This is a genomic window from Streptomyces aurantiacus (genome assembly GCF_027107535.1).
Classification (GTDB): domain Bacteria; phylum Actinomycetota; class Actinomycetes; order Streptomycetales; family Streptomycetaceae; genus Streptomyces.
On the sequence record NZ_CP114283.1, the window covers coordinates 5,831,397 to 5,851,189 of the forward strand.

Below are 19,793 nucleotides of genomic sequence, written 5' to 3' on the forward strand. Positions count from 1 at the left end.
CGCGGTGGCGGCCGTCCTCACCACCATGCTTGCCGTACCGTCCGCCGGCATGGCGCAGGCAGCGGAACAGGAACGGCTCGTGATCGATCTCGGCACCGACACCGGCGCCTTCCACGGCGGGGCCAGCGGCTCGCTGTACGGGATCTACGGCGACGGGGCACCGAGCCGCAACCTCATCGAGGGCATGCACCTGCGCACGGTGTCCACCAAGGCGCAGGACGGTCCGCAGCACCCCGGCGCGGACGCGCTGGAGATCCTGCCTCCGTTCGTGGACTCCGGTGGCAAGGACGTCTACATCTACATGACGGACATCTACCGGGGCTTCCCGTACGAGTGGCCGGGTGCCGACGGTCCCGCGAGGCTCGCCGACTTCCAGGAGAAGATCAAGAAGCAGGTCCGGCAGGTCCTGACCATGGGCGGCTACCAGGACCACGTCGTCTACGTCCCCTTCAACGAACCCGAAGGGAACATGTTCGGCACCGGCAACTGGAGTTACGACAAGACCTCCTGGCTCTCGGACCCCAAGGACTTCTTCGCGGCCTGGAAGGAGACCTACCGCCTCATCAGGAGCATGGACCCGGACGCACGGATCGCAGGCCCGAACACCTCCGTCCTCTACGACCAGGTCAAGGGCTTCCTGCAGTACGCCAAGGCCAACGACGTCGTCCCGGACGTGATGACCTGGCACGAGTTGTCCAGCCCCGCCGCGGTCCGCACGAGCGTCGCCAGGTACCGGCAGTGGGAGCGCGAGATCGGCATCGGTCCACTGCCCATCAACGTCAACGAGTACGGGCACAACTACCACCTCTCCGTCCCCGGTCAGGTGGTGCAGTGGGTCTCCGCCATCGAGGACTCCAAGATCGACGCGGATCTGGCCTACTGGAACATCGACGGCAACCTCAACGACTCGGCCGTCGACGCCAACAAGGGCAACGGCCAGTGGTGGCTGTTCAACGCCTACGGCCAGATGACCGGCCACACCGTGCGGGTGACCGCCCCGCACCCCAACCAGCAGTACACCCTCCAGGGTGTGGCCACGCTCGACGAGGAGAAGAAGCAGTCCCGGGCCATCTTCGGCGGCAAGGCCGGTGACGCCGACATCGTCTTCGACAACGTGGACCCGAAGCTGTTCGGGAAGACGGTCCACGCCACCGTCCAGGAGATCCCGTGGACCGGGCAGGTCGGCGACTCGGCGCAGCCTCTGCGACTCGCCGACCAGGAGGTCCGGGTCGGCGCCGACGGCACCGTCACCCTCCCCATGACCGGCATGAACGAGATGTCCGCCTACCAGGTCATCCTCTCCCCCGGCGGAAACGGCGGCGCACCCGCCGAGCCCTCCGTCGGCTGGCGCAAGACCTACGAGGCGGAGAACGCCGCCTACACCGGCAAGGGCTACTCCAGGAACGGCCCCGAAGGCACACCCTCCGACGTCGGGAAGTTCGCGACGTCCGGCAACTACAACGTCGGCGGGCTGCGCACCGGCTCCGACGGCGTGCTCTCCTTCGACGTGGACGTCCCGCGGGACGGCACGTACGACCTGAGCGTCTTCGCCAACTCCTACAACCTGTACGACCTCGTCAAGGAGCAGGGGCCGACCAACGTCTTCCTGCGCGTCGACGGCGGCTCTCCGCAGGAGCTGCGGCTGCCGCTCGGTTACAAGTGGGTGGTCTGGGGCCACACCGACACCACGGTGAGACTGACCGCCGGCAAGCACAAGATCACGCTGGCCGCACAGGACCCCGACCTCGGCGTCACCAAGGGCGATGCCATCATCGACAAGATCGACCTGTCACTGCGCGACGAGAACGTGACGCGGCCCGCGAGCTACGAGGCCGAGTACGCCACCCTCGCCGGAACCCGGCCCCGCTACGGCTATCCCGAGGTCTCGGGACCGGGTGCGGCCCCGCTGCCCAAGGGTGCCTCCGCGACCTTCTGGGTCCACTCCCCCGCCGACGGCGAGGCCGCCGTGTCCCTCGACCACCTCGGCGGCGGCCGGGCGAAGGTGTCCCTCAACGGCGAGAAGCTCGACATCCCCAAGGTGGGAGCCGCCAGGAAGGGCACGGACGTCGTGCGGATGTTCCTGTCCGCGGGCGTCAACAAGGTCACCGTCACCGGCGCCTCGGGCCAACTGGTCCTCGACCGGCTGCGGGTCGCGCCGTCCAGCGGCAACCTGGTGCCCAAGGTGTACCAGGCGGAGGCCGGCACGCTGAGCGGCGCCGCCAAGGCCACCGGGGCGTACACCTTCGCCACGGGCGGCAGGTCGGTCACCGACATCGGCAACGGAAAGGCCAACGCCCTCACCCTCGACGTCGTCGCCGAGCGGGCCGGACGGCACGCGGTGACCATCCGCTACTCCAACGCCGAACAGGCACCCGCCACCCACTACAACCCCGACCCGATCGCACGCCATGCCGACCTCTCCGTGAACGGGGAAACGGCGCGCCGGATCCTGTTCCCGACCACCTTCCACTTCAACAGCTTCCGGGACCTGACCGTCCCCGTCACGCTCAAGAAGGGCGCGAACCGACTCACCTTCACAGCCGATGAGTTGCCGGACTTCGACGGCGACACCCACAACCAGTACGGCCAGCGCTCCCCGTACGCGCCGGTGATCGACCAGGTCTCCGTCACGCCGCTGACGGAGAAGTAGCCGCCCTGCCCTGCACGAACGCCCGGGCGCCGACCCCGACAGGTCTCGGCGCCCGGGCCTGCCGCACGCTGCATGCCGGGCGGACGGCCGAGCCGCCCGTCCAACGGCCGTTCCGACCTCGCCGGTGCCCGGTCCCGGTGCTGGCACCTGAAATCGGCGTCGGTCACTGGGCGCCCCATGCCGTGACATGGTCGAGCACGAATCGGGCGAACTCGGCCGGCTGGAGGTTGAGTGCCAAGACGGCCGGGATGTCCGGCGTGACCCGGACCGGTTCGTGGACGCCGCTGTCGGGATCGTCGAGTTCGGGGCCGTGGCGGCGGCCCAGGTCCATGTCCAGCACGTCGGCGAGGAAGTAGTGCTGGACGACGGCGGTCGTCCTGCCCGGTTCGGTCAAGGTGAAGACCTCGGTGGCCGGGCCGATCGTGGCGCCGATCTCCTCCATGACCTCACGGCGCAGGGCCGCTTCGAGACCGGCGTCTTCGGGCTCGACGCTCCCGCCGACAGCAGTGCAGTACGGGAGGCAGCCAGGCCATCCCCGGCGCAGGAACACCAGCCGTCCGCCATCGAAAAGTATCGCGCGCGCCTTGTGACGGACCTTCATGTTCGCGACAGTAGTGCGCCCGCTCCGGCGGGGCCTGCCCTTCGTGGGCCTGCTTCACCCGACACCGTATTCGGTCGTCACGCGGCGGGCAGGGCTCCACCTGCGCGGCCCGGAGTGACCGGATCGGTCCGCTGCCGGACCCGATGCGGCCTGTCCCCGCACCGACCGCACGGCACAGGCTTGGGGCATGACCCGAGCACTGATCGTCATCGATGTCCAGGAGTCCTTCCGCGCCCGTCCCCTGTGGGCGACGATCTCCGACCCGAAGATCTCCGAGCAGGTGAACCGACTGGTCCAGATCTCCCGTCGGGCCGGGGACCTGGTGGTGTGGGTACTGCACTCCGAGCCGGGCTCCAGGGATGTCTTCGACCCGGCCCTCGGCCATGTCCGGCTCATGGAGGAGCTGGAACGAGCGGACGGGGAGCCGCTGATCCACAAGACCTCGCACAACGCCTTCACCACCACCAACCTGCAGCAGCTGCTCACCGAACGCGGAGTCCGCGAGCTCACCGTGTGCGGCATCCGCACCGAGCAGTGCGTGGAGACCACCACCCGCGTCGCCGGCGACCTCGGCTACCAGGTCACCTTCGTCACCGACGCCACCGCGACCAACCCCATCCCGCACCGCGACGCCCCCGCCGGGCAGAGCGTCGCCGACCTGCTGGCCGACCCCCGCACCCTGTCCGCCGAAGAGGTCATCAGGCGCACCGAGTACGCCCTGGCCGGACGCTTCGCCACCATCGCGACCGTCGACGAGCTGGAGGCGGCGGCAGCGCATCGGGCATGATGACCGAATCGTGAGCCACATCGTCTTCTTCCTGGTGCCCGGAGTCCACCTGCTGGACCTGGCCGGCCCCGCCCAGGTCTTCTCCACGGCCGCCGACTTCGGGCGCCCCTACACCCTCACCTACGTCGCCGAGCGGCCACAGATCCCCACCGCGCAGGGCCTGCCACTCGTGGCCGGGCTCGACTGGCCCGAACTCGGGCCGGACGACCTGATCATGGTGCCCGGCTGGCGCACGGGCACGTCGCCCGACGGCCCGGCCATCGGCACCGCGTCTCTGCGGGTTCTGCGGGACCACCACGCCCGGGGCGGCACGGTGGCCAGCGTCTGCGCCGGAGCCGAAGCGCTCGGCCGCGCCGGTCTCCTCGACGGCCGGCGCTGCACCACGCACCACGACGTGCAGGACGAGCTGGCCGAACACCACCCACGGGCGGTCGTCGTCCGTGACGTCCTGTTCACCTCCGACGACCGAGTGATCACCTCGGCCGGCATCGCCAGCGGCATCGACCTGGCGCTGCATCTGGTCGCGTCCCGGCACGGCCCTGCCGTGGCCGCCCAGGTGGCCCGGGAGATGGTCGTCTACGCCCGCCGCAACGGCCACGAACCGCAGTCCAGCGCGATGCTCCGGCACCGCTCCCACCTCGACGACACCGTGCACCACACACAGGACCTCATCGACGCCCGCTTCGACCAGCCACTCCCGCTCGCCGCTCTGGCGTCGGCCGCCGGGGTGAGCGAACGCACCCTCACCCGCCTCTTCACCCGTGCCACCGGACTCACCCCTCTGCGCTACCAGCAGACCCTCCGCCTGGAACGCGCCCAGCACCTCATCAGCCACGGCACGACGATCGACGCCGCCGCCCGCTCGGTGGGCTTCGAGGACCCACGCATGCTGCGCCGTCTCCGCGCCCGCACAGCCTGACCGGGCCAGGGACGCAGACCCAGGGCCCGAGACGGCACACCCTTGGCATCTCCGCGCTCCGCCGGGGAGGATCACAGGCATGGCACCCCAGGCAGACCACGCCCGAGCCCTGTCCTTCGACGCAGTCGCCACGCAGTACGCCGCCGTCCGCCCGGGCTATCCGCCGGCTCTTTTCGACGCTCTCGAGGAACTCGCCGGCCGGGCGCTGACCGGCGCCGACGTGCTGGACTGCGGGGCCGGCACCGGCATCGCCACCCGGCTGCTGCGCGAGCGGGGCGCCCACGTCGTCGCCCTGGAGCCGGGCGCCGGTATGGCATCACAGCTGCGCCGGACCGAGCCGGCCGTCCCGCTGGTGCGGGGCGAGGGAAACCACCTGCCCTTCGCCTCCGGCAGCTTCGACGTCATCACGTACGCCCAGGCCTGGCACTGGACCGACCCGGCCCACTCCGTTCCCGAGGCACTGCGTGTGCTGCGCCCTCACGGCGTACTGGCCCTGTGGTGGAACCAGGCCGACTCCCGCGTCGACTGGGTCCAGGCCGAGGAGGACCGCCTCGCGCCCTTCACTCGCGGCTACCCGACGACCGTGGCCGAGCTGTTCACCTCGTTTCCGGTGCGGGTGACCACCCGTGAGATCACGTGGTCGCGCCGGATCACTGTGGAGGAGCGCATCGGCAACCTCGGCACACATTCGCATTTCGTGGTCATGGACCCCGAGGAGCGGGCCGAGCTCCTCGGCGTGAACCGTGCCGCGCTGACGCGGCTCTTCCCCGACGGGGACCTCGACGAGCCGTACCGGTGCGGTCTGACCGTCGTGCGGTCAGCCACCGCCCAGGAATGACCGGGGCCGACGACGAACCGTGTTGCCGGTTCGACCGCGGCTGAGCCGGACAAGGCCGCACCCACACGTGGTGCCACGCCGCGCGGGCGAGAGGAATTCGGTGGCGCCCCGTGAGCCGAGCCATTAGCTTCCGCCTGTGCACAACGAGGTACGAGACGCGAACGAGGGAGCCGGGCATGGAGATCGACGGCGTGCGGACCGACCGTCTGGGCTTGCTTCTCGACCAGTTCGACCGTGCCAGGGAGATGGCCGAGGTGCGCCTGACGGGGCTCAGCGACGAGGAGTTCCTGTGGGAGCCCGTGCCCGACTGCTGGTCGCTCCGGCGCCGGAACGAGGCAGCGACGCCCAGGGCCTTCGGGCCGGGCGAGTGGGTGCTCGACCTGGGCGCCCCGGACATCCCGGCGAACGAGTACGCGGAGGTCGCCCGGCAGGCCGCCGGAGGTATGAGCGTCACCAAGATCGCCGATGACTGGAGCGTGAGTGCCGAGCGGGTCGAGCAGATCCTCGCCCACACCGGTGCGCCGGGGCCCGACAGGACGCCGGTCACGACCATCGCCTGGCGGCTGGCGCACCTGCACTTCGAGTTCGCCGGCGCCTGGGAGTGGACCTTCGGCGAGCGACGGCAGGATCCGAAGCTGCTGGTCGACTTCACCCCCTCCGCCGCATTGGCGGTCGAGCGGTTCTGGGAGGAGATCGACCGCTGGCGCGCCCGACTCGGCAGCGTCACCGACGAGCAGCTCGACACGGTCGGCTTCTCCCGGTATCCGTACGGCTCCCACTCCGAGGAACCCTTCATCAGTGTGCTGTCGGGGGACAACCTCGAGTTCATCCACCACATGGCCGAGATCGCGTTGCTCCGCGACCTGTGGCAGGCCCGCTTCACGACGTCCGGGTAGGCCGAGGCACACCACCACGGTGAACCCCCACGCCGCATGACACGCGGTGAGAGTGGCACACGGGACGTCGGACGTGAGCCCGACCGTCGGGCCCGCAGGACGGAGTTGGACGATGTCGGTCGATCTCGTGGGATTCCTCGGCGTGGTGATGCTCGCCTACCTGGTGCCCGGGCCCGACTTCCTGGTGATCGTGCGGGCGGCCGCTCGGCGGCCTTCGCTGGGCAGAGCGGCCGCCCTGGGTGCGCAGACCGGGCTCTGCGTCCACATGTGTGCCGCCGCCCTGGGTCTGTCGGTGATCGCCACCAGGTCGGCCTACGCGTTCACCGCGATCAAGTTGGTGGGCGCCGCCTACCTGGTCTACCTGGGCGTACGGGCTCTGCTCGACGCCCGGCGCGGCGCCGCTGGGCGGCACGCCCCGCACGCCGCGCGGCGGGGAACCCCGGCCGGGGCGTCCACGCCGGAGGACACGGACGGGGCCGGCCCGAGCGCGGCCGCCGACGACGATCGCCGTGGCAGTTTCGTGGAGGGCTTCCTGACCAACGTCCTCAATCCCAAAGCAGCCCTGTTCTTCCTCAGCATCCTGCCCCAGTTCGTCGACCGGAGCGGCTCGCTCACCGAACAGATCTTCCTTCTCGGCGCGCTCGACGTCGTCATCGGAGTCTTCTACTGGCTGGGGCTCGTGGGCCTCGCCGCCCGCCTGCGGTCCGTGCTGGGCCGCCCGGCCTGGCGGCGCCGCTGGGAGCCGATCACCGGCTGCGTCTTCATCGCCATCGGCATTTCCGTCGCCGCGACGGAGTGACGGCGGACGCCGCTGCCGACCGGGCCGACATGGAGGACGTCCTGTCCGGGCCGGGGCCGAACGGCCTCTGGATTCATGCCTGCTGGGGCGTGGCCGGGTCACGTTCCCTCCTGGCCCGGGCGGACCACGACGGCGGGGTACTTCACCGGTCCGCCGCGTTCGAAGTGCAGGGTGAAGGTCACGAGGTCACCGGCCTGCCAGTCCGCGTTCGCCGGCACGATCACGTCGAGGCCGCTCGGGGACATGGCGATGCTTGCGCCTGCCGGGACGGGGACCGGGGCCACCGTCCGGGCGGAGGCCGACCGGGCGCCGGTCATGCGGTGGCTGCTGAGCCTGGCGGCTCCGTCGGCACCTCGGCCGGGCCGCTCTCGCCGGTGACCAGGGACAGGTCGACGGCGGAACTGCCCTCCACCACCTCGCCGTCGGTGGCGACCCGCTCCCCCGGCCGCACGACGAAGACGTGTCCGGCCCGCAACTCCTCGACGGGGATGAGCCGTTCGGTGCCGTCTTCGCGTACCGACACCTCCTTGGCGGCGAGTTGGGCCAGCGAGCGCAGCGCGGCCCCGGTCCCGCCCCGGGCTCGCGCCTCGAGGAAGCGGCCCGCCAGCACGAACAGGGGTACGCCGACGGCCGCTTCGAGGTAGATGTGCGCGACACCGTCCGGGGCGGAGGGCACGAGGGTGAACGGCATCCGCATCCCGGGGTCGCCCGCCCCTCCGAGGAACAGCGCGTACGCCGACCAGGCGAAGGAGGCCACCACGCCCAGCGACACCAGGGTGTCCATGGTCGCCGTGGAGTGCCGCAGTCCTCGTACCGCCCGTACGTGGAAGGGCCGGGAGCTCCACACGACGACGGGCGCGGTGAGGGCGAAGCACAGCCACTGCCAGTTGCGGAACTGGAGAGCGGGCGCCATCGACAGGACGAGCACGGGCAGCGCGAGCAGGGCCGTGACGACGAGCCGGTCACGCTCCGGCCGTGTGTCCTCGGGCTCGTCGTGGTCCGCGGGCCCCTGCTTCCTCTGCTGGGGCGGTTCGGGCAGGGTGGCCGTGTACCCGGCCTTCTCGACGGTCGCGACGAGTTGGCCGGTACCGATGTCCGCCGGATGGGTCACGCGGGCCCGGCCGGTGGCCAGGTTGACGCTCGCCGTGACCCCGTCCAGCTTGCCGAGCTTCTTCTCGACACGGTTCACGCAGGCCGCGCAGGTCATTCCGCCGACAGCCAGATCGGTGACCACCAGAACGGCCGCTGGTTCCGCGCCCATCAGCGGTCCCCCTCGTGCATACCGTCCATGCCGCCCATGTCCCCGGTGTTCTCGGCCTCTCCGGTGCCGCTGCCGCTCGTGCCGGGGCCGTGCATTGCGGGTGCGACGGGTCCGACGGAGGCTCCGGCGGCGTACGCGCCTGTGAAGATCAGCGCCAGCAGCAGGAGGAAGCCGCAGAGCGCGGGCGGGGGTACCGCCGTCCGCAGGAACGCGGCCGCGCCGGGTGTCGAGGATTGCCGGGACTCGTCCATCAACCGCTTCTCCCGATGACGTCGTACGGCGTCACTCGGATCGCGCCGTACCGACTCAGTGGTCGGGCCGACCGAGAATCGAGTTCCTCTCGGCTTCTATGGCGCACGTCACACGCATGGCATCCGTTGGCATGTCGCTCCAGGAGGCGGACGCGGCCGAAGGCCGCGACGGATCGACTCGCCGTGTCGGGGCCGCGTCCAGGCCTCGTCGAGGCGAGCGCGGCCGGTGAGGCGGAGATCACGAAGGCCGCGAGGGCAAGGTCACAGCCCCTGCCTCTGCTGTGACTCGACGAATCTGCCCTAGCATCCGAGCATGACGGTCCTGCCCAATGACGGGCTCTCGCTGGCCGCCGAGTTCCCTTCCGCGACACATGAGCAGTGGCGACGCCTGGTGGCGGGCGTGCTGAGCAAGTCGGGCAAGGTGGTCTCGGACGAGACGGCGGAGGCAGCCCTGTCCACCGCGCTGGAGGACGGGCTCACCACCCGCCCGCTGTACACGGCGCTCGACGACGCCCCTGATCCCGGCCTTCCCGGCTTCGCACCCTTTGTACGAGGCGGCCGCCCCGAAGGAAACACCGTCGGCGGCTGGGGCGTACGGCAGCGGCACACGACGGCCGACTCCGGCGCGGTGCTCGCGGACCTGGAGAACGGCGTCACCTCGCTCTGGCTGGTCGTCGGCGAGGGCGGTTTCCCCGTGTCCTCGCTCGCGCGAGTCCTCGAGGGTGTCTACCTCGACCTGGCGCCCGTCGTCCTCGACGCGGGACGTGACACCGAGTCCGCCGCGCGGGAGCTGCTGCGACTGTACGAGGAGCGCGGCATCGCCAAGGAGGCCGTACGCGGCAGCCTCGGCGCGGACCCGCTCGGCCATGAGGCACGTACCGGCGAGGCGTTGGACTTCGCACCGGCCGCCGCTCTCGCCCGGCAGAGCGCCGAGGAGTACCCGGGGCTGCGCGCCCTGACCGTGGACGCGCTGCCGTACCACGAGGCGGGAGGCTCGGCCGCGCAGGAGCTGGGCGCGTCCCTGGCGACCGGTGTCGCCTACCTGCGGAAGCTGACCGAGGCGGGGCTCACCGTCGAACAGGCCTGTGCGCAACTGGAGTTCCGGTACGCGGCCACCGCCGACCAGTTCCTGACCGTCGCCAAGCTGCGCGCCGCGCGCCGGCTGTGGGCGCGCGTCGCCGAGGTGTGCGCGGCGCCGGGGGCGGGCGCGCAGGTGCAGCACGCCGTGACCTCACCGGTGATGATGTCGCGCCGCGACCCGTGGGTGAACATGCTGCGCACGACCATCGCCACGCTCGCCGCCGGAGTGGGCGGCGCCGACGCCGTCACCGTGCTCCCCTTCGACCACGCCCTCGGTCTGCCGGACGCCTTCGCGCGCCGTATCGCCCGCAACACCTCGACGATCCTGGTCGAGGAGTCGCATCTGGCGCGAGTGATCGACCCGGCAGGCGGCTCCTGGTACGTGGAGCGGCTCACGGACGAACTCGCCCACGCGGGCTGGGAGTTCTTCCGGCACATCGAGGGCCAGGGCGGTCAGGCGGCCGCCCTGCGCTCGGGCCGTCTCGGCGAGGACCTGGCGAACACCTGGGAGGCCCGCACCGCGAAGCTCGCCAAGCGGCGCGAGCCCATCACCGGGGTCAGCGAGTTCCCGAACCTCGCCGAGCGACCGGTCGAGCGTGAACCCGCACCCGAGCCGCCGTCCGGGGGCCTTCCGAAGGTGCGGCGCGACGAGGCGTACGAGTCCCTGCGTGCCCGTTCCGACGCGCACCTCGCCGCCACCGGAGCCCGGCCGCGTGTCTACCTGGCCACCATCGGCCCCGCCGCCGCCCACTCCGCCCGCACCGCGTTCGTCTCGAACCTCTTCCAGGCCGGCGGCATCGAACCCGTCACGGAGGGCACCTTCGAGGGCAGTGGGGCCACCGAGGTGTGCCTGTGCTCCAGCGACGCGCTGTACGAGGAGCAGGCCGACAGCACCGCCCACGACCTCAAGGCGGCAGGCGCCCGGCATGTGTTCCTCGCCGGCCGCCCCGGGCAGTACACGGACGTCGACGCGTACGTCTTCGCGGGCTGCGACGCCGTGGCCGTGCTCTGTTCCACCCTCGACCGCATGGGAGTGTCCTGATGGGAATCCCCGACTTCTCCGGAATCGAGCTGGGGAAGCCGACCTCCGGCGGCGCGACCGACGACTGGCATGCGGCCGTCAAGGCGGCGTCCGGCGGCGACGAGACGTTCTGGGAGACCCCGGAGGGCATCGCCGTCAAGCCGCTCTACACCGGCCGTGACCTGGAGGGTCTGGACTTCCTGGGGACCTATCCGGGCGTCGCGCCGTTCCTGCGCGGCCCGTACCCCACCATGTACGTCAACCAGCCCTGGACGATCCGGCAGTACGCGGGCTTCTCGACGGCCGAGGAGTCCAACGCCTTCTACCGGCGCAACCTCGCCGCCGGCCAGAAGGGCCTGTCGGTCGCGTTCGACCTGCCCACCCACCGCGGCTACGACAGCGACCACCCGCGGGTGACGGGTGACGTCGGCATGGCGGGCGTGGCCATCGACTCGATCCTCGACATGCGGCAGCTCTTCGACGGCATCCCGCTCGACAGGATGACCGTGTCGATGACGATGAACGGTGCCGTGCTGCCCGTCCTCGCGCTGTACATCGTGGCGGCGGAGGAGCAGGGCGTACCGCCGGAGAAGCTGGCCGGGACCATCCAGAACGACATCCTCAAGGAGTTCATGGTCCGCAACACCTACATCTATCCGCCGAAGCCGTCGATGCGGATCATCTCCGACATCTTCGCCTACACCTCGCAGCGGATGCCGCGCTACAACTCCATCTCGATCTCGGGATATCACATCCAGGAGGCGGGCGCGACGGCCGACCTGGAGCTGGCGTACACGCTCGCGGACGGCGTGGAGTACATCCGTGCGGGGCGTGAAGTCGGCCTGGACGTCGACGCGTTCGCACCGCGGCTCTCCTTCTTCTGGGCGATCGGCATGAACTTCTTCATGGAGATCGCCAAGATGCGGGCCGCGCGGCTGCTGTGGGCGAAGCTGGTGCGGCAGTTCGACCCGCAGAACCCCAAGTCCCTCTCCCTGCGCACCCATTCACAGACCTCCGGCTGGTCGCTGACCGCGCAGGACGTGTTCAACAACGTGACCCGTACGTGCGTCGAGGCCATGGCGGCCACCCAGGGCCACACCCAGTCGCTGCACACCAACGCCCTCGACGAGGCGCTCGCGCTGCCCACCGACTTCTCGGCGCGCATCGCCCGCAACACCCAGCTGCTCATCCAGCAGGAGTCGGGCACGACCCGGGTCATCGACCCGTGGGGCGGCAGCGCCTACGTGGAGAGGCTCACGCACGACCTCGCGCGGCGGGCCTGGCAGCACATCGAGGAGGTCGAGGCGGCGGGCGGCATGGCCAAGGCCATCGACGCGGGCATCCCCAAGCTGCGCATCGAGGAGGCCGCGGCCCGCACCCAGGCCCGGATCGACTCCGGGCGCCAGCCGGTGATCGGTGTCAACAAGTACCGCGTCGAGACCGACGAGCAGATCGACGTCCTCAAGGTCGACAACTCCTCCGTGCGCACCCAGCAGATCGAGAAGCTGCGGCGGCTGCGGGCCGAGCGCGACCCGCGGGCGTGCCAGGACGCGCTGGACGCCCTGACGCGGGCGGCCGGAGGCGAGGGCAACCTGCTGGAGCTGGCGGTGAACGCGGCCCGCGCCAAGGCCACCGTCGGGGAGATCTCCGACGCCCTGGAGAAGGTCTACGGGCGGCACGCGGGACAGATCCGTACGATCTCCGGCGTGTACCGCAACGAAGCAGGCGAGTCCCCGTCCGTCGACCGCACCCGCACGCTGGTGGACTCCTTCGAGGAGGCCGAGGGGCGCCGCCCGCGCATCCTGGTCGCCAAGATGGGCCAGGACGGCCACGACCGCGGCCAGAAGGTGATCGCCACCGCCTTCGCCGACCTCGGTTTCGACGTGGACGTCGGCCCGTTGTTCCAGACGCCCGGCGAGGTGGCACGCCAGGCGGTGGAGGCGGACGTGCACATCGTCGGTGTCTCGTCGCTCGCCGCCGGCCATCTCACCCTCGTGCCGGCGCTGCGGGAGGAACTGGCGGCGGAGGGCCGGCAGGACATCATGATCGTCGTGGGCGGGGTGATCCCGCCGCAGGACGTGCCGACCCTGCTGGAGATGGGTGCGGCAGCCGTGTTCCCGCCCGGGACGGTGATCCCCGACGCCGCGTACGACCTCGTTCAGCGTCTCGCGACCGACCTCGGGCACGACCTGTGATCGAACTCGACACCTATGTCGAGGGTGTGCTCGGCGGGAAGCGGGCGCTCATCGCGCGCGCCATCACCCTCGTCGAGTCCACCCGCCCCCAACACCGGGAACTGGCACAGGAGTTGCTCACCGAGCTGCTCCCGCACAGCGGGCGGGCCCGGCGGATCGGTGTCAGTGGTGTGCCGGGCGTGGGCAAGTCGACGTTCATCGACGCGTTCGGCACGATGCTGACCGCGCTGGGGCACCGGGTGGCGGTGCTGGCCGTGGACCCGTCCTCCAGCCGGACCGGCGGCTCGATCCTGGGTGACAAGACCCGGATGGAACGCCTGGCCGTGGACCCGGCGGCCTTCATCCGGCCCTCCCCCACGGCCGGCACCCTCGGCGGGGTCGCCAAGGCGACCCGCGAGTCGATCGTCGTCATGGAGGCGGCGGGCTACGACGTGGTGCTGGTGGAGACGGTCGGCGTCGGCCAGTCGGAGACCGCGGTCTCGAACATGGTCGACTCCTTCCTGCTGCTGACGCTGGCCCGCACCGGCGACCAGCTCCAGGGCATCAAGAAGGGCGTCCTGGAGCTGGCCGACGTGATCGCCGTCAACAAGGCCGACGGGCCGCACGAACGAGACGCCCAGGCCGCCGCACGGGAGCTGGCGGGCGCCCTGCGGCTGATGCACGGCAAGGACGCGGCCTGGACCCCGCCCGTGCTGAGCTGCAGCGCCCGCGAGTCGGCCGGCCTGGACACCGTCTGGCAGCGCCTCGAACAGCACATCACGCTCCTCGACTCCACCGGCCGGCTCGCCGCGAAGCGCCGCGACCAGCAGGTCGACTGGACCTGGACGATGGTCCGCGACGAGCTGCTCGGCCGTCTGCACGCCGATCCCGCCGTACGCGCCCTCGCACCGATGCTCGAACAGCGAGTACGCGACGGCGAGTTGACAGCCACGCTCGCCGCCGAGCAGATCCTGCGGGCGTTCGGCGACACGGCACGATGACCCGTCCACGAGCCGAGGCCGACGACGACGGCCGGAGCACGCACTGACCGCCTTTCCGCCGGATCGGGACGGCGGGCGAACCTCTCGGAGAGGCGGAACGCGACAGTGACGATCAGTGGGTCACGAACTGCTGTCACGCACGTCGAGTGCGGCCCAGGGGTCGTCGACCTCCTGCGCCCCGGCCGCCGCCTCCTGAGCTGCCGCCTCGGCGGCCGCCGCCCGGGCCCGCTCCTGGAACGCCACGGCCCGGCGCGCCTTGGCGATGACCTCCATATGGTCCGCACCGAACGTCGCGGCGTCCAGCCGGGCGTTGAAGGCGGTCACCACCTCCGGACTGATCGTCTCGAGAGCGGCGCGCAGCTCGGCGAGCGTCTGCGGGCCCTCGACGTTTTCGAACCCGTACAGGTCCGAAGATGTTTCGGGGCTCGGCTCGTGCGGTAGCGCGGACATGTGTGTGACCTCCCGTTGTGATGCAGCCACGGTACGCGGTGGTTATGGCCGCTGTGCAGGGGGACAAGGCTCGCAGCACGAGGGCGGCTCGCGGACCACGCACTCCCCTGCCGCGTCGCGCCGCTCACGCTCGGCCCTCGCGGGAAGCGCCTCATGTGCTCGTCGTGACCGAGCGAAAGCAGCCGATCTCAGAACGGATGCCCTCCTCGCGAGACAAGTCCGGTCCATATCCGTACCGAACGGTGTCAACGGCCGAGCCGTACACCGCGGAAGGAATGTCCAGGATGGATCCCTTCGCCGCCGTACCACGCGCCCTCGCGGCAGAAATCACCGGACATATGCGCATGTCTTTGGAGGAGGTCTCCGAAGAGGTGGAGCGCGAGGTCCGGGAGGGCGTTCCGGAGTACTCACGCCCGTCGGACGAGATCTACGTGCGTACGCTGAGAGCCGGCGTCGTGGACGCCCTCGCCCTGTTCATCGACCGGATCGCCGAGCCCGGCCGCGACTGGGGCCGCGTCGCCCACGCGTACGAGGAGATCGGCCGGGGCGAGGCCGTGGAGGGGCGGAGTCTGGACACCCTGCAGACCGCCCTGCGACTCGGCGGCCGGGTGGCGTGGCGGCGGATGGGCCTTCTCGCCGAGCAACTGCAGCTCGACTCGCACGTGGTGGCGGCGCTGGGCGAGGCGGCGATCCTGCACATGCACGAGATCGCCGAGGCCGCCACGGCCGGCTACACGGAGGAGCGGCTGCGCAACGACGGCGAGCTGGCACGCCGCCGAAAACGGCTACTCGACCTGCTGTTCGCCGAGTCCCCGGCCTCGCCCGAGGCCACACGGGAACTCGCGCACGCCGCGCGGTGGTCGGTGCCCCGCCGGGTCGCCGTGCTGGTCTTCGACAACGCGGCGCAGACCGACGAAGAGGAACGGCTGCTGCTGCCGGCGGGAGTGCTGGCCGACACCGACAGCCGCCCGGCCCGCCTCCTGCTCCCCGACCCGGACAGGTCGGGTGCCTGGTCGGGGCGTCCGTCGCTCCTCGCGCTCCGGGACAAGCCGACCGCGATCGGGCCGACGGTCCCGCTCACCGAAGCCCGGGACTCGCTGCGCTGGGCGACGCGAGCCCTGGATCTCGTACGCAGCGGGGTGCTGTCCCTGGACATGGGGGTCGTGCGGTGCGCGGATCACCTGCCGACGCTGCTGCTGCACGCCGACGAACCACTGCTGCGCAGGGTCTCGCGCCGCATTCTCGTACCGCTGGACGATGTGCAGACTCCGCAGCGCGAGCGGCTGGCGGAGACGCTGCTCGCGTGGCTGCAGAGCGGCAACAGCGTCGCCGTCGCGACGCGCCTGCACATCCATCCGCAGACGGTGCGCTACCGCCTGCGCCAGCTGGAGAAGCTGTTCGGCGACCGTCTGCGTGATCCGCAGAGCCGATTCGAACTGGAACTCGCTCTCCGGGCGGGGGCCGAGCCCGGCCGGTCCGGGGGCGGGGCCGTGGACGCGTCGGCGGTCCCGCCGCCTCCGCGGCTCCGGTCCGCCGGCCCCTGACGTCGGGGGTCCGCGGCCCATCCGACCGTCCGGGCCCGGCCTCGGCGCCACGGCAGGCGAGGCCGCCGCGAGGAGGAGCGGTTCGCAGAAGCAGTGGGTCGTTGTGCGTGAGGACGGGCCGGCCGGAGATGGCCCGTCCCCCCGCACGTCTGGTCCGTACCGGCGGCGAGGCTGTACTCATTTTCGGCAAGAGATTGCACCCGCGTACTGTCATCGCCTCTCTAACGCCGTACGCGCACGGCCATTTACGTTCTGGGGAACCCCAATGACAGCGCGGCATCCTCCGCCTCGTACGGTCGGCCGCGCACGACGTACAGAGGAACCCCCATGCGCCAGTCCTCAGCCCACCGTCGGCGGCGACGACCGGTGGTACGCCTCTCCGCGGCCGCCGCCCTCCTGGCCGGCGGAGGTGGTGTGATCGCCCTGACCGCTCCGGGCGCGTCGGCCGCCTGCTCCGACATCGAAGTCGTCTCGGCCCGCGGCACGTTCGAGCCCGGCACCCTCGGAACGATCGTGGGCGACCCGGTGTTCTCCGCGCTGCAGAAGCGCCTCACCGGCAAGAACCTCACGAGTCACAAGGTCGACTATCCGGCCGACCTGAGCCTCGGCTCGAGCGCCCAGGGCAACACCGACCTGGTCAACCACGTGAAGAGCCAGGCGAGTTCCTGCCCGGCTCAGAAATTCATCCTGGTCGGTTACTCGCAGGGCGCGAACGTGGTGGACAACTCCATCGGCATCAGCAGCGCCGGCTCGCCGGTCGGCGGCGCGATCACCGCCACCATTCCCGACGACGTCGAGCCGAAGGTCTCCGCGGTGCTCCTCTTCGGCAATCCGATCCGGTCACTGGGGAAGAGCGTCACCGGAACGTACGCGGACCGCACCCATGACGTCTGCGCCCAGGGCGACCCGGTCTGCGAAAGCGGCGGCAACGACACTCTGGCCCACCTGAGTTACCGCGACGACGCGGAGGAGGCGGCCGCCTTCGCAGCCGGCAAAGTCTGACGCACCCACTCCTGAAGCGGCTTCGAAGTGCCCGGCGGCGACGGCTGCCGGGCACTTTCCGTCGCGGCCGCGGCACCCGCGCCGATGGCCCCGGTCGCCCGGCGTCGCATGACAGTCAGCCCCGGTCGGCCCGCTCCCGGACCCACGACGCGGTCACACTCCGAGTTCTTACGAGACCCTGACGCGATGATCAGATTCCTCCGTCCCGACAGCCCCATGGACAACTCTGGTTCCTGAACAGGACCTCGACACAAGCGTCGACTTCTTCCTGGGCCTGATCCACGTCGTGAAGTGGCAGATCACCCGGAGGAGTTCGGAGGAGAACCATGCGGCCCCACACACGTAAGCGGTCGAAGACCACGAGCGGCAAGGTCATGGCCGCCGCTGCGGCTCTCACCCTCGGAGCGGGCGGGCTGGTGGTCGTCAACGTCTACGCCTCCGCCCATGAGACATCAGGCGGCAACACCGTCAAGCAGTCCCAGGGCGGGGTCGGCCGGGCCGCCGCGTCGCAGGCCTCGACCATCGACTGCCCCGACGTCGGCAGCGGGCTGCGGCAGGTGCCGGACCAGGCCCGTGCGGAGGTCGACAGGGAACTCGCCGCACTGGACACCCAAATCTCCGAGGCCTACCGGAGGCTGCAGGGTTCGGCTCGGGCCATACAGCAGGACAGCGGCTTCGCGAACAACGCGATCATGAATCCCCTCAAGGACAAGCGGGTCGCGACGATCGACCGGATAGTGGTCGCCATCGGCAGGCAGGGGGACAGGCCCCAGGGCCTCGGGTCACTGGCCGCCTGTACGCTGCGCGCCTCCGGCAACCAGGGCGACACCGGAAACGGCCAGGAGCAGGGCCAGGGAGAGGGGCAGGAGCAGGGCGGCGGGCAGGGTCAGCCCGCCGACGGAGGACAGGTCGCAGGCAACGGGCCCGTCGCCGCCGACTTCGTCGACATCACCTCGGCCCAGCCCAACGTGGCGCCACCCCGCCGGTCGAAGCAGGCCTCCCGCGGGACCTTCACCACCCGGTGCGGAGTCAACGAGAACAAGCTGTACAACTCCGACAACGTCATCGTCGCGCCCGGTGTGGACAACGGCGCGCACCACACGCACGACTACGTCGGCAACCAGGCGAACGACGCGTTCGCCGACAACGACGACTTCGCGGGCGGCGCGACGACATGCCAGAACCAGGGTGACAAGTCCTCCTACTACTGGCCGGTCCTGCGCCTGCAGGACGGCACCGAGGAGTTCGACGCCACGCAGCAGGGCGGCGGCGCCGAGGGCAACACCGGCAAGATCCTCACGGCGTCGGAGGTGACGCTGGACTACGTGGGCAACGCCCGCAGCCGGGTCGTGGCCATGCCCAGGTTCCTGCGGATCATCACCGGTGACGCCAAGGCGTTCACCAACGGCACCACGAACGCCAACGCGGCCTGGAGCTGCACCGGTTTCGAGGACCGCCAGCTCACGGACAAGTACCCGGTCTGTCCCGAGGGCAGCAGCCTGGTGCGGACGTCGAAGTTCCAGAGCTGCTGGGACGGCCAGAACGCCGACAGTGCCAATCACCGCGCCCACGTCGCGTTCGCCGATCCGAAGTCGGGTGCCTGCCCGAGTGGCTTCAAGGCCGTTCCCCAGCTCGTGCAGCGGCTCGTCTACGACGTGGACGCTCCCAGCCTCGACGACGGCGGCCGGACCAGCCCGTTCTACGCGGTGGACGGCTTCCCGGAGCAGATGCACAAGCCGGTCACGGACCACGGCGACTTCGTCAACGTCTTCGACGAGCAGCTGATGAACAAGATGGTCCAGTGCATCAACACCGGCCGCAAGTGCCAGTGAACCCCCGGCCCTGAGCCGCTGTCCCCGGCCGCGACCACGGCCGGCGAGGCGCACGGCTGGGACCGGGACACGTGTGGGCGACGGATGGCGTACATCCGTCGCCCACACGTGTCCCGGTCTCATGGCGCGTCCGTGGACCTGGCGGCCCGTCGTGGTCCCGGTCGGCCTCGCGCGACGGCGGCGCCCCTGCCGCGATGAGTTCCGCCGGGCCGGGAGTCTGCCGTGGTCACTGTCGTAGAGGGCCGCGTACGGCGCTGCCCGGCACCGGAACATCGCGGAGGACTCGATGACGACCACCCCGAGTGACCCGGTCGGCGTTGCCCGGCCGCCCGCCCGTCGTCGGCCTGGCCGACTGGCAGGCCGCACGTGACGAGCTCCTGATCCGCGAGAAGGCCCACACCCGGGAGGGCGAGGCCCTTGCCACGGCCCGTCGCCGACTGCCGATGGCGGAGCTCGACGGGACGGTCGAGGTCGTGGGAGGACCACCCCGGGGGCCTCCGGTGATCGGCGCCCCGGCCAGGGCGACCCCTCCGGGGGCGCCGCCAGGCCTGCTGGTACTGGCGTTCGGACGCCGCCGGTGTCGCCACCTGGGGGCCGACCAGCCGCCCCGTGCCGCAGTGGACGCGCCCCGGGGCGACAACCGTGGAAACTCTCGGCCGGCACGGCCACCCCACCACTGACGCACCT

The 19,793-nt window shown here is 70.9% G+C and carries 16 protein-coding genes and 2 pseudogenes; 13 read left to right on the forward strand and 5 right to left on the reverse strand.

The features are described from left to right. The first annotated feature begins 25 nt into the window (after positions 1–25). Positions 26–2,650, forward strand: a complete 2,625-nt coding sequence (locus O1Q96_RS28145; RefSeq protein ID WP_269253753.1) for a carbohydrate-binding protein — start codon at positions 26–28, stop codon at positions 2,648–2,650. 163 nt (positions 2,651–2,813) lie between these two features. Here the strand turns inward: O1Q96_RS28145 and O1Q96_RS28150 are convergent, their stop codons facing one another. After that, on the reverse strand, positions 2,814–3,251 hold the full coding sequence (locus tag O1Q96_RS28150) for an NUDIX domain-containing protein (protein ID WP_269250814.1): 438 nt from the start codon (positions 3,249–3,251) through the stop codon (positions 2,814–2,816). 187 nt (positions 3,252–3,438) lie between these two features. On the opposite strand from O1Q96_RS28150, the gene O1Q96_RS28155 reads away from it, so the two are divergent. From O1Q96_RS28155 to O1Q96_RS28175, 5 genes are all read left to right on the forward strand, one after another. After that, a complete protein-coding gene (locus O1Q96_RS28155; protein WP_269250815.1) occupies positions 3,439–4,038 on the forward strand; it encodes an isochorismatase family protein in 600 nt (199 codons plus the stop codon). Positions 4,039–4,048: 10 nt separating this feature from the next. Beyond that, a complete protein-coding gene (locus O1Q96_RS28160) occupies positions 4,049–4,957 on the forward strand; it encodes a GlxA family transcriptional regulator (protein WP_269250816.1) in 909 nt (302 codons plus the stop codon). A gap of 79 nt (positions 4,958–5,036) precedes the next feature. Next, positions 5,037–5,795 carry a class I SAM-dependent methyltransferase gene (locus tag O1Q96_RS28165; protein WP_269250817.1) on the forward strand — a complete coding sequence of 253 codons (759 nt, stop codon included), beginning with the start codon at positions 5,037–5,039 and terminating at the stop codon, positions 5,793–5,795. Positions 5,796–5,971: 176 nt separating this feature from the next. Then, complete coding sequence (locus O1Q96_RS28170) at positions 5,972–6,691, forward strand: DinB family protein (protein ID WP_269250818.1); 720 nt, start codon at positions 5,972–5,974, stop codon at positions 6,689–6,691. A 112-nt stretch (positions 6,692–6,803) separates the two neighbouring features. Further along, on the forward strand, positions 6,804–7,490 hold the full coding sequence (locus O1Q96_RS28175) for a LysE family translocator (RefSeq protein WP_269250819.1): 687 nt from the start codon (positions 6,804–6,806) through the stop codon (positions 7,488–7,490). A gap of 98 nt (positions 7,491–7,588) precedes the next feature. Here the strand turns inward: O1Q96_RS28175 and O1Q96_RS28180 are convergent, their stop codons facing one another. From O1Q96_RS28180 to O1Q96_RS28190, 3 genes and pseudogenes are all read right to left on the reverse strand, one after another. After that, positions 7,589–7,807 (reverse strand): copper chaperone PCu(A)C domain-containing protein, encoded by a 219-nt coding sequence (locus tag O1Q96_RS28180; protein WP_269250820.1) that lies wholly within the window; start codon positions 7,805–7,807, stop codon positions 7,589–7,591. Positions 7,808–7,815: 8 nt separating this feature from the next. Then, positions 7,816–8,751, reverse strand: a pseudogene (locus O1Q96_RS28185) (cation transporter); the annotation flags it as partial. After that, positions 8,751–9,002, reverse strand: coding sequence for a hypothetical protein (locus tag O1Q96_RS28190; RefSeq protein WP_269250821.1), 252 nt, complete (start codon positions 9,000–9,002; stop codon positions 8,751–8,753). The pseudogene O1Q96_RS28185 and the gene O1Q96_RS28190, both read right to left, overlap by 1 nt. A 313-nt stretch (positions 9,003–9,315) precedes the next feature. Here O1Q96_RS28190 and O1Q96_RS28195 point away from each other — a divergent pair, with 313 nt between their 5' ends. Genes O1Q96_RS28195 through meaB form a run of 3 tightly spaced genes read left to right on the forward strand, consistent with a single transcriptional unit; the run spans position 9,316 to position 14,278 of the window. Continuing rightward, positions 9,316–11,124, forward strand: a complete 1,809-nt coding sequence (locus O1Q96_RS28195; protein WP_269250822.1) for a methylmalonyl-CoA mutase subunit beta — start codon at positions 9,316–9,318, stop codon at positions 11,122–11,124. Next, complete coding sequence (gene scpA / locus O1Q96_RS28200; protein ID WP_269250823.1) at positions 11,124–13,298, forward strand: methylmalonyl-CoA mutase; 2,175 nt, start codon at positions 11,124–11,126, stop codon at positions 13,296–13,298. The genes O1Q96_RS28195 and scpA overlap by 1 nt, the downstream gene beginning before the upstream one ends. Then, a complete protein-coding gene (gene meaB / locus O1Q96_RS28205) occupies positions 13,295–14,278 on the forward strand; it encodes a methylmalonyl Co-A mutase-associated GTPase MeaB (protein ID WP_269250824.1) in 984 nt (327 codons plus the stop codon). Before scpA ends, meaB begins: the two co-directional genes overlap by 4 nt. A 120-nt stretch (positions 14,279–14,398) precedes the next feature. On the opposite strand, the gene O1Q96_RS28210 is transcribed toward meaB, so the two are convergent. Continuing rightward, on the reverse strand, positions 14,399–14,728 hold the full coding sequence (locus O1Q96_RS28210) for a hypothetical protein (protein ID WP_269250825.1): 330 nt from the start codon (positions 14,726–14,728) through the stop codon (positions 14,399–14,401). Between the two features lie 284 nt (positions 14,729–15,012). On the opposite strand from O1Q96_RS28210, the gene O1Q96_RS28215 reads away from it, so the two are divergent. The 4 genes and pseudogenes from O1Q96_RS28215 to O1Q96_RS28230 form a co-directional block, all read left to right on the forward strand. Continuing rightward, the gene (locus O1Q96_RS28215; protein WP_269250826.1) at positions 15,013–16,272 is read left to right on the forward strand and encodes a PucR family transcriptional regulator; all 1,260 of its coding nucleotides are present in this window, start codon (positions 15,013–15,015) and stop codon (positions 16,270–16,272) included. A 327-nt stretch (positions 16,273–16,599) separates the two neighbouring features. Beyond that, complete coding sequence (locus O1Q96_RS28220; RefSeq protein ID WP_269250827.1) at positions 16,600–17,274, forward strand: cutinase family protein; 675 nt, start codon at positions 16,600–16,602, stop codon at positions 17,272–17,274. A gap of 326 nt (positions 17,275–17,600) precedes the next feature. Next, on the forward strand, positions 17,601–19,106 hold the full coding sequence (locus tag O1Q96_RS28225) for a DUF1996 domain-containing protein (RefSeq protein ID WP_269250828.1): 1,506 nt from the start codon (positions 17,601–17,603) through the stop codon (positions 19,104–19,106). 286 nt (positions 19,107–19,392) lie between these two features. Next, positions 19,393–19,775 (forward strand): annotated as a pseudogene (locus O1Q96_RS28230) (DUF899 family protein); the annotation flags it as partial. Positions 19,776–19,793 lie beyond the last annotated feature (18 nt).

Bases quoted from the DNA above. Each gene is read 5' to 3' on its own strand.
- O1Q96_RS28170 (WP_269250818.1), top strand. From the start codon at position 5,972: ATGGAGATCGACGGCGTGCGGACCGACCGTCTGGGCTTGCTTCTCGAC.
- O1Q96_RS28195 (WP_269250822.1), top strand. From the start codon at position 9,316: ATGACGGTCCTGCCCAATGACGGGCTCTCGCTGGCCGCCGAGTTCCCT.
- O1Q96_RS28210 (WP_269250825.1), bottom strand. From the start codon at position 14,728: ATGTCCGCGCTACCGCACGAGCCGAGCCCCGAAACATCTTCGGACCTG.
- O1Q96_RS28165 (WP_269250817.1), top strand. From the start codon at position 5,037: ATGGCACCCCAGGCAGACCACGCCCGAGCCCTGTCCTTCGACGCAGTC.
- O1Q96_RS28150 (WP_269250814.1), bottom strand. From the start codon at position 3,251: ATGAAGGTCCGTCACAAGGCGCGCGCGATACTTTTCGATGGCGGACGG.
- O1Q96_RS28145 (WP_269253753.1), top strand. From the start codon at position 26: ATGCTTGCCGTACCGTCCGCCGGCATGGCGCAGGCAGCGGAACAGGAA.
- O1Q96_RS28175 (WP_269250819.1), top strand. From the start codon at position 6,804: ATGTCGGTCGATCTCGTGGGATTCCTCGGCGTGGTGATGCTCGCCTAC.
- O1Q96_RS28190 (WP_269250821.1), bottom strand. From the start codon at position 9,002: ATGGACGAGTCCCGGCAATCCTCGACACCCGGCGCGGCCGCGTTCCTG.
- O1Q96_RS28225 (WP_269250828.1), top strand. From the start codon at position 17,601: ATGCGGCCCCACACACGTAAGCGGTCGAAGACCACGAGCGGCAAGGTC.
- O1Q96_RS28180 (WP_269250820.1), bottom strand. From the start codon at position 7,807: ATGACCGGCGCCCGGTCGGCCTCCGCCCGGACGGTGGCCCCGGTCCCC.
- O1Q96_RS28155 (WP_269250815.1), top strand. From the start codon at position 3,439: ATGACCCGAGCACTGATCGTCATCGATGTCCAGGAGTCCTTCCGCGCC.
- O1Q96_RS28215 (WP_269250826.1), top strand. From the start codon at position 15,013: ATGGATCCCTTCGCCGCCGTACCACGCGCCCTCGCGGCAGAAATCACC.
- scpA (WP_269250823.1), top strand. From the start codon at position 11,124: ATGGGAATCCCCGACTTCTCCGGAATCGAGCTGGGGAAGCCGACCTCC.
- O1Q96_RS28220 (WP_269250827.1), top strand. From the start codon at position 16,600: ATGCGCCAGTCCTCAGCCCACCGTCGGCGGCGACGACCGGTGGTACGC.